Annotated in this window: 10 protein-coding genes; 9 read left to right on the top strand and 1 reads right to left on the bottom strand. The window is 65.5% G+C overall.

Annotated features, from left to right (window positions below; genetic code table 11):
- Nucleotides 1–213 precede the first annotated feature (213 nt).
- The 3 genes from E2I15_RS28250 to E2I15_RS28240 all read left to right on the top strand — a co-directional run bounded on the left by E2I15_RS28250 (nucleotide 214) and on the right by E2I15_RS28240 (nucleotide 3,564).
- Complete coding sequence (locus E2I15_RS28250; RefSeq protein WP_155262610.1) at nucleotides 214–1,422, top strand: aspartate aminotransferase family protein; 1,209 nt, start codon at nucleotides 214–216, stop codon at nucleotides 1,420–1,422.
- The gene (gene argF, locus E2I15_RS28245; RefSeq protein ID WP_137476617.1) at nucleotides 1,422–2,348 is read left to right on the top strand and encodes an ornithine carbamoyltransferase; all 927 of its coding nucleotides are present in this window, start codon (nucleotides 1,422–1,424) and stop codon (nucleotides 2,346–2,348) included. The genes E2I15_RS28250 and argF overlap by 1 nt, the downstream gene beginning before the upstream one ends.
- 211 nt (nucleotides 2,349–2,559) lie before the next feature.
- Nucleotides 2,560–3,564, top strand: coding sequence for an Hsp33 family molecular chaperone (locus E2I15_RS28240; protein WP_137476618.1), 1,005 nt, complete (start codon nucleotides 2,560–2,562; stop codon nucleotides 3,562–3,564).
- Between the two features lie 107 nt (nucleotides 3,565–3,671).
- Here the strand turns inward: E2I15_RS28240 and apaG are convergent, their stop codons facing one another.
- Entirely contained in the window at nucleotides 3,672–4,070 is a 399-nt protein-coding gene (gene apaG / locus E2I15_RS28235) for a Co2+/Mg2+ efflux facilitator ApaG/CorD (protein ID WP_137476619.1), read from the bottom strand.
- Nucleotides 4,071–4,343: 273 nt separating this feature from the next.
- Between apaG and E2I15_RS28230 the strand changes: the two genes are divergently transcribed.
- From E2I15_RS28230 to E2I15_RS28205, 6 genes are all read left to right on the top strand, one after another.
- Nucleotides 4,344–5,603, top strand: a complete 1,260-nt coding sequence (locus E2I15_RS28230; RefSeq protein ID WP_137476620.1) for an OpgC domain-containing protein — start codon at nucleotides 4,344–4,346, stop codon at nucleotides 5,601–5,603.
- A complete protein-coding gene (locus E2I15_RS28225) occupies nucleotides 5,600–6,382 on the top strand; it encodes an SGNH/GDSL hydrolase family protein (RefSeq protein WP_137476621.1) in 783 nt (260 codons plus the stop codon). The genes E2I15_RS28230 and E2I15_RS28225 overlap by 4 nt, the downstream gene beginning before the upstream one ends.
- 14 nt (nucleotides 6,383–6,396) lie before the next feature.
- Nucleotides 6,397–7,395 carry an SGNH/GDSL hydrolase family protein gene (locus E2I15_RS28220; protein ID WP_137476622.1) on the top strand — a complete coding sequence of 333 codons (999 nt, stop codon included), beginning with the start codon at nucleotides 6,397–6,399 and terminating at the stop codon, nucleotides 7,393–7,395.
- A 262-nt stretch (nucleotides 7,396–7,657) separates the two neighbouring features.
- Nucleotides 7,658–9,160, top strand: coding sequence for a glycerol kinase GlpK (gene glpK, locus E2I15_RS28215; protein ID WP_137476623.1), 1,503 nt, complete (start codon nucleotides 7,658–7,660; stop codon nucleotides 9,158–9,160).
- 245 nt (nucleotides 9,161–9,405) lie between these two features.
- The gene (locus E2I15_RS28210) at nucleotides 9,406–11,850 is read left to right on the top strand and encodes a penicillin acylase family protein (RefSeq protein ID WP_137476624.1); all 2,445 of its coding nucleotides are present in this window, start codon (nucleotides 9,406–9,408) and stop codon (nucleotides 11,848–11,850) included.
- Nucleotides 11,851–12,217: 367 nt separating this feature from the next.
- Nucleotides 12,218–12,475, top strand: coding sequence for a hypothetical protein (locus E2I15_RS28205; RefSeq protein WP_137476625.1), 258 nt, complete (start codon nucleotides 12,218–12,220; stop codon nucleotides 12,473–12,475).
- Nucleotides 12,476–12,570: the final 95 nt, after the last annotated feature.

Here is a 12,570-nt window from a genome sequence, read left to right as displayed (position 1 = left end):
AGGCTTTTCCACCGCACCGGAATGCTCCGGATTGCGCTCGTTTCGCATTGCAGGAAGGCCACTTCGTGGCGATTGACACTTACTGACCGCAGCATAGAATGCCCGCCACGTGCCGCCCGCAAAGGCGGCCGTTTTGTTTTCCGAAGCTGGCCGTTGCTGCGCTGGCGTCAAGGCGCGCGGCAATTGTCGGCTTAAAAACCGTCAGTGAACGCCATGACCAACGCTGCCACGTCGCATCTGCTCCCCGTCTTCGCCAGGGTCGATCTCGGCTTCGAGCGCGGTGAGGGCGCCTGGCTGATCGCAACCAACGGCGACCGTTATCTCGATTTCACCTCGGGCGTCGCGGTCAACGCGCTCGGGCACGCGCATCCGCATCTGGTCAAGGCGCTGCAGGAACAGGCGACCAAGCTCTGGCACATGTCGAACCTGTTCAAGAGCCCGGATGGCGAGGCGCTTGCCGCGCGGCTGTGCGAGCAGAGCTTTGCCGACTTCGTGTTCTTCTGCAATTCGGGCGCGGAAGCGATGGAGGGCGTGATCAAGCTGGTCCGCCACTATCACTTCTCCAAGGGCCATGGCGAGCGCTACCGCATCATCACCTTCGAGGGCGCCTTCCACGGCCGCACGCTGGGCACGCTGGCGGCGACCGGCTCGGCGAAATATCTCGAGGGCTTCGGCCCGCCGATGGACGGCTTCGACCAGGTGCCGCATGGCGACATCGAGGCGGTGAAGAAGGCGATCGGTCCGCACACCGCCGGCATCCTGATCGAGCCGGTGCAGGGCGAGGGCGGCGTGCGCTCGGCGCCGCAGGCGTTCTTCAAGGCGCTGCGCGCGCTGTGCGACGAGCATGGCCTGCTGCTGGCATTCGACGAGGTGCAGACCGGCATGGGGCGCACCGGCGAGCTGTTCGCCTACAAGCGCACCGGCGTCACGCCGGATGTGATGTCGCTGGCCAAGGCGCTCGGCGGCGGTTTCCCGATCGGCGCGGTGCTGGCGACCGCGAAAGCGGCCGAAGGCATGGCGCCCGGCTCGCACGGCTCGACCTTCGGCGGCAATCCGCTCGCGGTCGCCGCCGCCAATGCCGTGCTCGACGTCATGCTGAAACCCGGCTTCTTCGAGCATGTGCAGAAGATGTCGCTCTTGCTCAAGCAGAAGCTCGCGTCCGTCGTCGACCGCTATCCCGGTGTGCTGTCGGAGGTGCGCGGCGAGGGGCTGTTGATCGGCGTCAAGGCGGTGGTGCCGTCGGGCGACCTGATCGCAGCACTGCGCAACGAGAAGCTGCTTACCGTCGGCGCCGGCGACAATGTGGTGCGGTTCCTGGCGCCGCTGATCGTGACCGAGGCCGAGATCGATACGTCGATCACCGCGCTCGAGCGCGCGTGCTCTGTGCTGTCGGCGGTCCAGCCGAAGAAGGCGGCGGGATGATGAGCAAGCCGGTCCGTCACTTCCTCGATATCAACGAGCTGCCGCTCGGCGAGCTGCGCAACATGCTGTCCGCCGGAGCCGCCATGAAGGCGAAGCTGAAGGCGCATGAGAAGGGCAGGAAGCCGCTCGAAGGCAAGACGCTGGCGATGATCTTCGAGCGCCCGTCGACCCGCACAAGGGTGTCGTTCGACGTCGGCATGCGCCAGCTCGGCGGTGAATCCATCATGCTGACCGGTGCCGAGATGCAGCTCGGCCGCGGTGAGACCATCGCCGACACCGCGCGCGTGCTGTCGCGCTATGTCGATGCGATCATGATCCGCATCCTCAACCATGACGCGCTGCTCGAGCTCGCGGCCCACGCCACCGTCCCCGTCATCAACGGCCTGACCCGGCGTTCGCATCCCTGCCAGGTGATGGCCGACCTCATGACCTATGAGGAAAATCGCGGCTCGATCGAGGGCAAGACCGTGGCCTGGACCGGCGACGACAACAACGTGCTGGCCTCCTGGGCGCATGCCGCCGAGCGGTTCAAGTTCCAGCTCAATGTCGCGACCCCGCCGGAACTGTCGCCGAAGAAGCCGATGCGCGACTGGATCAAGGCGACCGGCGCGCCGATCATGCTCGGCAGCGATCCGGAGGCCGCCGTGCGCGGCGCCGACTGCGTCGTCACCGACACCTGGGTGTCGATGGGCGACAAGGAGGGCGAGCACCGCCACAACGTGCTGCGGCCCTATCAGGTCAATGCCAAGCTGATGTCGCTCGCCAAGCCGGACGCGCTGTTCATGCATTGCCTGCCCGCGCATCGCGGCGAGGAGGTCACCGACGAGGTGATCGACGGGCCGCAATCCGTGGTGTTCGACGAGGCGGAAAACCGCCTGCATGCGCAGAAGGGCATCCTGGCCTGGTGTTTCGACGCGGTCGTGTAGTCGTAGATCAGTAAGCGTTGTCGTCCCGGGCAAGCGAAGTGCGACCCGGGACCCATAACCACCGCTGTCAATTGTTGTGAAGGCTGGGGCCCCAGCTTGATGCAGCAACTCACATTGGTGGTTATGGGTCCCTGCTTTCGCAGGGACGACGGATAGATCCGTTCCGGTGAACCCCTTTCGTTTTGCGGTCCGAGACCCCAGATAGAGCGCCATGGTTTCACAATCTCCCGACATCAAAATCACGCCCGAGGCGCCGGTTCGCGCGCCCTCAGCGATTCCTGTCGACGATGCCGTGCTGGCCTTCGAGGTCGGCGCGCTGGACCTGCGCGGCCGGCTGACCCGGCTCGGCCCCGCGCTCGACGAGATCCTGCACAAGCACGATTATCCGCCCGCGGTCGGCAAGCTGCTCGGCGAGGCTATTGTGCTGACCACGCTGCTCGGCTCGTCGGTCAAGTTCGAGGGCCGCTTCATTCTGCAGACCCGGACCGAAGGTCCGGTCTCGCTCCTGATCGTCGATTTCCAGGCGCCTGATCGGCTGCGCGCCTATGCGCGCTACGACGCATCGCGCCTCAAGAATGGTCAGAGCTCGGGCGAGCTGCTCGGCAAGGGCCACCTTGCGATGACCATCGATCAGGGCTCCAACACCAGCCGCTACCAGGGACTGGTCGCGCTCGACGGTGGCGGCCTGGAAGAGGCAGCCCATGAATATTTCCTGCGCTCGGAGCAGATCCCGACGCGGGTGCGCCTTGCGGTCGGCGAGGAGATGCGCGGCGGCGAGGGTGGCAAGCTGCGCTGGCGCGCCGGCGGCATCCTGCTGCAATTCCTGCCCAAGTCGCCCGAGCGCGCCAAGCAGGCCGATCTGCATCCCGGCGATGCGCCGGAAGGCACCGCCGCGCATTCCGTGCCGGATGACGATGCGTGGGTCGAGGGTCAGTCGCTGATCTCGACGGTCGAGGATGTCGAGTTGATCGATCCCGATCTGTCCGGCGAGCGGCTGCTCTATCGCCTGTTCCACGAGCGCGGCGTGCGCGTCTTCAACCCGCAAACGCTGCGCGCGCAGTGCTCCTGCTCGCGCGATGCGGTGTCGTCGATGCTGAAGAGCTTCGCGCCGAACGACCGCGCCGAGATGGTCAAGGACGGCAAGGTCGTCGTGACCTGCGAGTTCTGCTCGTCGGTCTATGAGTTCACGCCGCAGGAAGCCGGCGTGGAGTCATAGGCGACCTTCGTCATGGCCGGGCTCGACCCGGCCATCCATCATAGGAAAACGTTTTTGAAGCGATGGATCGCCGGGTCAAGCCCGGCGATGACGTGCATTGCTGCGCGTCAGTTCAACACCCTTTTGCCGCCCGGGCCCGGGCTATCCAGCGAGAATGTCGGCACGTCGATGTCGAAACGCTCGCCAGCTTCGGTGACCATCTGGTAGCTGCCGGTCATGAAGCCGGAGGCGGTCGGCAGCGGCACGCCGCTCGTATATTCGAAGCGCTCGCCGGGTGCGAGCACCGGCTGCTCGCCGACCACGCCCTCGCCGCGCACCTCCTGGCGGCGGCCGGTGGCGTCGGTGATGATCCAGTGCCGCGTCCGCAGCTGCACGGTTTCCGGGCCCGAATTGACGATCACGATCCTGTACGACCAGAAATATTCGCGCCGGTCGACCGACGAGCGCTCCGGCATGAAGTTCGGCTCGACGGTGACTTCGATCTGGCGGGTAACGGCGCGGTACATGCGGCTCAATCCGATGGTCCTGGCGCATGGTCCGTTTTCGGCCGGATCATGCTCGAACAGGGCGCCATCATAGCCAATTGAACCGCCGGAACCAATCGCCTGCGGGGCCCTGAAAAGGCGGCCCAAGGGCAGTCCGTTCATCGTGGTTTCAACATAGTTCCGCTCTAAAGCGCGGCCGCATGCCGCCGCACTCCGTGCTTTGTCGGCAACTCGCGGACCGATATTATCTTTTCAGCACGGCGTGCGGGGCGTCCGCAGCCGACACGGTGTTTGATGAGCTCGATTGCCGACCCCATAGCCGGTTCGCCGGTGGCTGAGACCAAGGCCGAAGTAAAGGCTGAGGCCGAGGCGAAGGTTGCTGCGCCCGCGATCACGCTGCCGGCGACCGGCGAGCGCGAGCTCCGCCTCGATCTGTTCCGCGGGCTCGCGCTGTGGCTGATCTTCATCGATCATCTGCCGACCAATCTTCTGACCTGGCTGACGATCCGCAATTACGGCTTCTCCGACGCCACCGAGATCTTCATCTTCATCTCCGGCTACACCGCGGCCTTCGTCTACGGCCGCGCCATGCTGGAGGGCGGCTTCGTGATCGCGACCGCGCGCATCCTGCGCCGGGTCTGGCAGATCTATGTCGCGCATGTCTTCCTGTTCACGATCTTCCTCGCCGAGATCTCCTATGTCGCGACCTCGTTCGAGAACCCGCTCTACAGCGAGGAAATGGGGATCATGGACTTCCTCAAGCAGCCCGACGTCACCATCGTGCAGGCGCTGCTGCTGCGCTTCCGTCCCGTCAACATGGACGTGCTGCCGCTCTATATCGTCTTGATGCTGTTCCTGCCGCTGATCCTGTGGCTGATGAAATGGAAGCCCGACGTCACGCTCGGCCTCTCGGTCCTGCTCTACGCGCTGACCTGGCAGTTCGACCTCTATCTCTCGGCCTATCCGAACGGCTTCTGGGCGTTCAATCCGTTCGCCTGGCAATTGCTGTTCGTGTTCGGCGCCTGGTGTGCGCTCGGCGGCGCGCGGCGGATGTCGCGCATCCTGTCGTCGAACATCACGATGTGGATCTGCATCGTCTATCTGGTCGCGGCGTTCTTCGTGACGCTGACCTGGTACGTGCCGCAGCTCGGCCACATCATGCCGAAGGTGATCGAGCAATGGATGTATCCGATCAACAAGACTGACCTGGACGTGTTGCGGTTCGCGCACTTCCTGGCGCTCGCTGCGCTCACCGTGCGCTTCCTGCCCAAGGACTGGCCGGGGCTGAAATCGCCCTGGCTGCGACCTTTGATCCTGTGTGGCCAGCACTCGCTTGAGATATTCTGCCTCGGGGTCTTCCTCGCCTTCGCCGGTCACTTCGTGCTTGCCGAAGTATCCGGCGGTGCCGCACTGCACGCCTTGATCAGCGTCTGCGGCATCCTCATCATGTGCGGCATGGCGTGGATCATTTCGTGGTACAAGCACTCCGCCGACAAAGGCGCCTCGAAAAAAGGCGCCGCCGGCAACGCCGATATGGCGGGAGGGGGAGCATGAAGTCCGCACGGACGATGCTGGGCCTGACGCTGCTCGCAGCCTGCCTGACGGCCGGTTTGGCGGTGGCGCCCGCGCGCGCCGGCGACACGGCGGAGCCGGCACCGCCGCCGCCTTGCGACGTGCCCGCCTATCTGCTTTCGAGCGATAGCTCGCTGCCCAAGGTCACCGACGCCATCAAGTCCAACCGGACGCTCAACGTGCTGGTGGTCGGCAGCCGCTCCTCGACCATCCAGGGCAACGAGGCGAGCGCCTATCCGGCCACGCTGCAGGAGGCGCTGAAGGAAGCGTTGCCGTCGTCGACCATCGATTTATCCGTAGAACTACAGGGAAAGAGCACCGCCGAGGAGACCGCGGGAACTCTTGTTAAGCTTGTTGAAGCAAAAAAGCCTACTTTGGTTATCTGGCAGACCGGAACGGTCGATGCTATGCGAGCGGTCGATCCCGATGATTTCCGTACCGCCATCAACGAAGGCGTTGTTGCGTTGCGGGACGCCGGGACCGACGTGGTGCTGGTCAATTTGCAATACAGCCCGCGTACGGAGACGATGATCTCTGCGCCGCCATATCTCGACAACATGAAGGTGGTGGCGCAGCAGCACGACGTTCCGCTGTTCGACCGGTTCGCGATTATGAAGCAGTGGAGCGACGCCGGATATTTTGACCTGTTCAGCACCTCGCATGGTGTCGATCTGGCCAAGAAGGTTCATGCCTGTCTCGGCCGCGCACTGGCGAAATTCGTGATCGATGCGGCCCATCTCGGCCCGGTGCAGCAGAACTAGAGGAAGCAGAGTAAATGCGTTTCGCCTTCCCTTTTCGCGCTTCCGCAGGGCGGAGTCTGTGCGCCGCTGCGGCGCTGGCACTGCTCGCGGTCGCGCCGTCGCGCGCGCAGACCGGGCAGGCCGACCAGCATGCAGCGCTTTCGTCCGGCGGCAAGACCGACGCTGCAAAGCCTGATGCGACGCAGCCCGCTGCGACGGCCGATGCGACCAATCCGCCGCAATCCGGCGTCGCGGCGAAGGCGCTCGACAAGGTGAAGCAGGCCGCGAAATCCGCCAGCGACATCTTCCACCGCGTGCCCTGTCATCAGCCCAAGGGCGTACCGAACAGCACCGGCTCGCTGCCGCATGTCGCGGCCAAGCTCGCCGCCGGCAAGCCGGTCGTCATCATCGCGTTCGGCTCGTCCTCGACCCAGGGCTATGGATCGTCGGCGCCGGAATTCACCTATCCGAACCGGCTCGCCGGACAGTTGCGCCGGCAGTATCCGTCCGCCGACATCACCGTGCTCAATCGCGGCAAGGGCGGCGAGGACGCGCCCGAGATGATGGCGCGGCTGCAAACCGAAGTGATCGACGTCCATCCCGACATGGTGATCTGGCAGGTCGGCACCAACGCGGTGCTGCGCAACCTCGATCCTGCCGAGACCGCCAAACAGGTCGAGGACGGCGTGGCGCGCCTTCAGGCGTCCGGCGCCGACGTCGTGCTGGTCGATCCGCAATATTCGCCGCGCGTCACCGAGCGTCCCGAAAGCGCGCGCGGCATGGTGAAGCTGCTCGGCCGCATCGCCGCGCTGCGCCATGTCGGCATCTTCCCGCGCTTCGAGGTGATGCGCGACTGGCACGAGAGACAGGCGATCCCGATCACCGATTTCGTCACTGCCGACGGCCTGCACATGAACGACTGGGGCTACGCCTGCTTCGCCCAGCTGCTCGGCGACGACATCATCCGCTCGGTCGGTGCGATCAAGATCGGCGTCAACGTCCCCGCCGACGTCAGAACCTACCGGCCGATGTGATCGGACGCTGTCTCTCTCTTGCGTTCGCTCTATTACCGTCACCCTGAGGTGGCCGCTTCCTCAGCGGCCCTCGAAGGGTCGACGGCCCGACTTGGGGGGCCGTGCATCCTTCGAGGCTCGCTCCGCTCGCACCTCAGGATGAGGGACTGATACCGTCGCGGACTCTTGCCTCGACCATCCGGCCACGCCCGCCTCCAATCTTGACCTCGCCGTGGTAATCCGCTCCCTTGGCGCCTGCACCCAAGCCTCAAGGGAAACGCTCATGTCTTTCGTGCTGGCCATCGATCAGGGCACCACATCGTCGCGCGCCATGGTGTTTCGCGGCGACATCTCCATCGCCGCCGTCGCGCAGCAGGAGTTTCCGCAGCATTTCCCGGCCTCCGGCTGGGTCGAGCACGAGCCGGAGGACATCTGGACCTCGACCGTGATGGTGTGCCGCGAGGCGCTTGAGAAGGCCGGCCTCAAGGCGAAGGACATCGCCGCGATCGGCATCACCAACCAGCGCGAGACCACCGTGGTGTGGGACCGCGCCACCGGACAAGCGGTGCACCGCGCCATCGTCTGGCAGGACCGCCGCACCGCCGACATCTGCGCAAAACTCAAGGCGGACGGCCATGAGCCGGCGATTTCGGCGAAGACCGGTCTGATCATCGATCCCTATTTCTCGGGGACAAAAGTCGCCTGGATCCTCGATCACGTGCCGGGCGCGCGCGAGCGCGCCGAGCGCGGCGAACTGCTGTTCGGCACCGTCGACTGCTATCTCTTGTGGCGGCTCACCGGCGGGAGAGTCCACGCCACCGACGCCACCAACGCCTCGCGCACGCTGTTGTTCAACATCCACACCGGCGCCTGGGACGATGACCTCGTCAAGCTGCTGCGCGTGCCGCGCTCGATGCTTCCCGAGGTGAAGGATTCCTCCGCGCGGTTCGGCGAGAGCACCGCAGATCTGTTCGGCGGGCCGATCGCGATCTCAGGGATTGCCGGCGACCAGCAGGCCGCGACCATCGGCCAGGCCTGCTTCGAGCCCGGCATGATGAAGTCGACCTACGGCACCGGCTGCTTCGCGCTGCTTAACACCGGCACCACGCCGGTGGCTTCGAAGAACAAGCTGCTCACCACGATCGCCTACCAGCTCGGCGGCCAGCGCACCTATGCGCTCGAAGGTTCGATCTTCGTCGCCGGCAGTGCGGTGCAGTGGCTGCGCGACGGGCTCGGCATCATCAAGCACGCCGCCGAGACCGGGCCGCTTGCCGACAAATCCGACTCCATGCAGAGCGTGTACCTGGTGCCCGCCTTTGTCGGCATGGGCGCGCCGTACTGGAATCCGCGCGTGCGCGGCGCGCTGTTCGGGCTGACCCGCAACACCGGTCCGGCCGAGCTCGCGCATGCGACGCTGGAGAGCGTCTGTTACCAGACCTTCGATCTGTGGGCCGCGATGCGCACCGACTGGCCGGAGGCCAACGCCGCCAACACCGTGCTGCGCGTCGATGGCGGCATGACCGCCTCGGACTGGACCATGCAGCGGCTCGCCGATCTGCTCAACGCCCCGGTCGATCGCCCGATGATCCAGGAAACCACGGCGCTCGGGGCCGCCTACCTCGCCGGCCTCGACGCCGGCGTCTATCCGGAGCCCGCCAAGTTCGCCGACAATTGGCGACTCGAGCACCGCTTCCGGCCGGCGATGAGCCAGGCGACGCGCGAGCGCAAGCTCGCCGGCTGGGCACGCGCCGTGAAGGGCGTGCTGGCGAGCGACGAGGGGGAGTAGTAATGATCTGATGTTGCGGCAAGCTCGCTGCACCTCTCCCGCTTGCGGGGCAGGTCGCATTGCGTCGGAGATGCAATGCGGGTGGGGGCTCTCCCCGCATCATGACCAGTCCCATCGCAGCGACACCCCCACCCCGGCCCTCTCAGCGCGAGCTTTGCTCGTCGCGACCCGCAAGCGGGAGAGGGGGCGGACCACCACTGCGGCTGAAGACGCCTCATAACCAATAACAACCATCGGAGAACAACATGAACACGGATCTCAACCGCGTCGCCAAGCTACTCACCGCCGCACTCTGTGCCGCAATACTCGCCGCACCCGCCACCGCGCGCGAGAAGCCGAGCCCGCTCGTCGCGGCGCGCGAGGTCGAGACCGACGTCGTGGGGCTGAAGGCACCGGGCCAGATCCTGGTTGATGTCTGGGGCATCCCGCACATCTATGCCGGCAACGAGCACGACCTGTTCTTCCTGCAAGGCTTCAACGCCGCGCGTGACCGGCTCTGGCAGATCGATCTCTGGCGCAAGCGCGGACTCGGCCTGCTGGCGAAGGACTTTGGGCCCGCCTATGCGGAGCAGGACAAGGCGCTGCGCCTGTTCCTCTATCGCGGCGACATGAATGCGGAATGGGCCGCCTATGGTCCGAAGGCGAAATCCTATGCGGAGGCGTTCGTCGCCGGCGTCAATGCCTATGTCGCCGACGTCCAGGCGGGCAAGCGCGCGTTGCCGATCGAGTTCAGGATCGCAGGCACGATGCCTGACCTGTGGTCGGCGGAGGATGTCGTGCGCGTCCGCAGCCATGGTCTGACCCGCAACGTCGCCTCCGAGGTGAAGCGCTCGCGGGTGGCCTGCGCTGCCGGCCTCGATGCCGATCGCTTCCGCGTCAAGCTGGAGCCGGCCTGGACCACCAGGATCCCCGATGGCCTCGATCCCTGCAGCGTGCCGAAGGCGGTGCTCGCCGCCTACGATCTTGCCACGCGGCCCGTGAAGTTCGCCGCGCCGAAGGACCAGAAGGCGGCCCTGGCGCATGATCCCGACACGTACCTCGCCGAGGCCGACCAGCAGCGCGACACCATCGGCTCCAACAACTGGGTGATCGCGGCATCGCGCACCGCGACCGGACGTCCGATCCTCGCCAACGATCCGCATCGCGAGCACTCGGTGCCGTCGCTGCGCTACATCGTCGGCCTCAACGCGCCCGGCATCTCCGTAATCGGCGCCGGCGAGCCGGCGCTGCCGGGCATCTCGATCGGCCACAACGACACCATCGCGTTCGGGCTGACCATCTTCAACGTCGACCAGGAAGACCTCTACGTCTACGAGCTCAAGTCAGACAATCCGAACCAGTACCCTTACGGCACCGGCTGGGAGGACATGAGGATCGTGCATGAGAAGGAGGCGGTGAAGGGCGAGGCCGACCGCGAGTTCGAGCTGAAGTTTACCCGCCACGGCCCGGTGATCTTCGTCGACGCCGACAAGAAGCATGCGTTCGCCGTGCGCTCGATCTGGTTCGAGCCGGGCACCTCGGCCTATTTCGGCTCATCCGACTACATGACGGCAAGAAGCTGGAATGGCTTCCTCGGCGCGATGCGGCGCTGGGGCGCGCCGTCGGAGAACCAGGTCTATGCCGATACCAGCGGCAACATCGGCTGGGTCGCCGCCGGCAAGACGCCGCGCCGCACCAGTTTTGACGGCCTGATGCCGGTGCCCGGCGACGGCCGCTACGAGTGGCAGGGCTTTCTGTCGCTCGACGAGCTGCCGAAGCTGTATCAGCCGAAGCAGGGCTTCATCGCCACCGCCAACCAGATGAACCTGCCGGCGGATTATCCGGTGGCGGAGCGCAGGGTCGGCTTCGAATGGGCCGACAGCGCGCGCTGGCAGCGCATCACCGAGGTGCTGCAGGCCAACAGCAAGGTGACGCTGGCGGACGCGATGGCGCTGCAGAACGACGACACCGGCATGCTCGCGCGGCGCCTCGTCGCGCTGCTGAAGCCGCTCACGTCGGATGATGCGAACGTCAGGAAGGGCCTCGATCTGCTCAAGGCGTGGGATGCGCGCGACGCGGCCGACAGCGCGGCCGCCGCGGTCTACGAGGTGTGGATCGCAAACCATCTCGGCCCGGTGTTGCTCAAGACCACCGCGCCGAAGGCGGCCGAGCTGATCGCGCCGGAAGCCTCCAGCATCTCCGCCATTGTCGGCTATCTCGAAAAGCCCGACGCCGCGCTCGGCAGCGATCCCTCAGCCGAGCGCGACCGCGTGCTGCGCGACAGCCTCGGCGAGGCGGTCGCCGACGTTGCCGACAAGCTCGGTCCCGATGCGTCGACCTGGCGCTGGGGCCGGCTGCACGTCGCGCAATTCAATCACGCGCTGATGCCGCTCGCCGACAAGGCGACCGCGGCGCAGATGCAGGTCGGTCCGCTCGCCTTTGGCGGCGCCGCCAACGTGCCGCGCGCCGCCACCTATCGCCGCTCCGACTATCATCTGATCTCCGGCGCTTCATTCCGCATGGTGCTCGATGTCGGCAATTGGGATGCGAGCCGCGCCGTCAACACGCCTGGCCAATCCGGCGATCCCTTCAGCGGCCACTACCGCGACCTCGCGCCGCTGTGGGCGACGGGTCAGTATGTGCCGCTGCTCTACAGCCGCGGCGCGGTGGAAGCCGCAACCGCGGAAGCAATCACGCTGACGCCGAGGTGAGGGGCGTCACCAACTCCAACGTCGTCCCGGGTCATCGACTTGTCTCGCCGAAGCTCGAAGAGTGAAGGCGGAAGCGCGACCCGGGACTCATCGATGCGAACGCCGACGTGGACTGCGGCGGTCAGCCACTATTCACTTTGTGCCATCAACGCGGCGGCGCATCTGGATCACTACAAGTTGACGTTTGCGATTTGCGCACGGACGTCCCGCGACGCTGTGCGCGGGCGTCCAAGAAGCGCTGGCTTCTGCCTGCTAGTCTGATCGATCGTGATCGCCGCCGGGCTGTGGCGATTCTCACATTCGGCGCGAGAACGTATTTTCTGGAAGCGATTGAAAGCTCAGCTGGTTACTTTCACAGGAGCTGACCATGACGAAAATCATTCTTGTTTCGATCGCAGTTGCTTCGCTCTCCACGGCGGCATTCGCCGACGCACGGACAGCACAACACCGGACCCACCAACGCCTCGTGATGGGTACCGCACTGAGTCCTGCCGTGCTCAACGCCAACGCCAGTCTGAATGGCGATGTCAGCGACCGCGCGATGCGTATGCGGAATCTTCGCGAGTCCGGTTACAACCCGAAGAACGATTTAGACGCGAACGGCAACGTGTGGGTTGGCAATTAACCGAGTACGGGAGGGCCGGGGGAGCCCTCCCTCAAAGCGCATTCAAGCTGGTTATCCCGCTCGTTGGACCTGGCCGCTCGAATGAGGAGCAGCGG

This window comes from Bradyrhizobium sp. BR2003 (genome assembly GCF_009720285.1).
GTDB lineage: Bacteria > Pseudomonadota > Alphaproteobacteria > Rhizobiales > Xanthobacteraceae > Bradyrhizobium > Bradyrhizobium elkanii.
Note: the sequence above shows the minus strand (reverse complement) of the source record. Positions and strands in the feature narration are given on the sequence as shown.

Excerpts from the sequence above, each read along its gene's own strand:
- E2I15_RS28250 (WP_155262610.1), top strand. The coding sequence starts at position 214 with ATGACCAACGCTGCCACGTCGCATCTGCTCCCCGTCTTCGCCAGGGTC.
- argF (WP_137476617.1), top strand. The coding sequence starts at position 1,422 with ATGAGCAAGCCGGTCCGTCACTTCCTCGATATCAACGAGCTGCCGCTC.
- E2I15_RS28240 (WP_137476618.1), top strand. The coding sequence starts at position 2,560 with ATGGTTTCACAATCTCCCGACATCAAAATCACGCCCGAGGCGCCGGTT.
- apaG (WP_137476619.1), bottom strand. The coding sequence starts at position 4,070 with ATGTACCGCGCCGTTACCCGCCAGATCGAAGTCACCGTCGAGCCGAAC.
- E2I15_RS28230 (WP_137476620.1), top strand. The coding sequence starts at position 4,344 with ATGAGCTCGATTGCCGACCCCATAGCCGGTTCGCCGGTGGCTGAGACC.
- E2I15_RS28225 (WP_137476621.1), top strand. The coding sequence starts at position 5,600 with ATGAAGTCCGCACGGACGATGCTGGGCCTGACGCTGCTCGCAGCCTGC.
- E2I15_RS28220 (WP_137476622.1), top strand. The coding sequence starts at position 6,397 with ATGCGTTTCGCCTTCCCTTTTCGCGCTTCCGCAGGGCGGAGTCTGTGC.
- glpK (WP_137476623.1), top strand. The coding sequence starts at position 7,658 with ATGTCTTTCGTGCTGGCCATCGATCAGGGCACCACATCGTCGCGCGCC.
- E2I15_RS28210 (WP_137476624.1), top strand. The coding sequence starts at position 9,406 with ATGAACACGGATCTCAACCGCGTCGCCAAGCTACTCACCGCCGCACTC.
- E2I15_RS28205 (WP_137476625.1), top strand. The coding sequence starts at position 12,218 with ATGACGAAAATCATTCTTGTTTCGATCGCAGTTGCTTCGCTCTCCACG.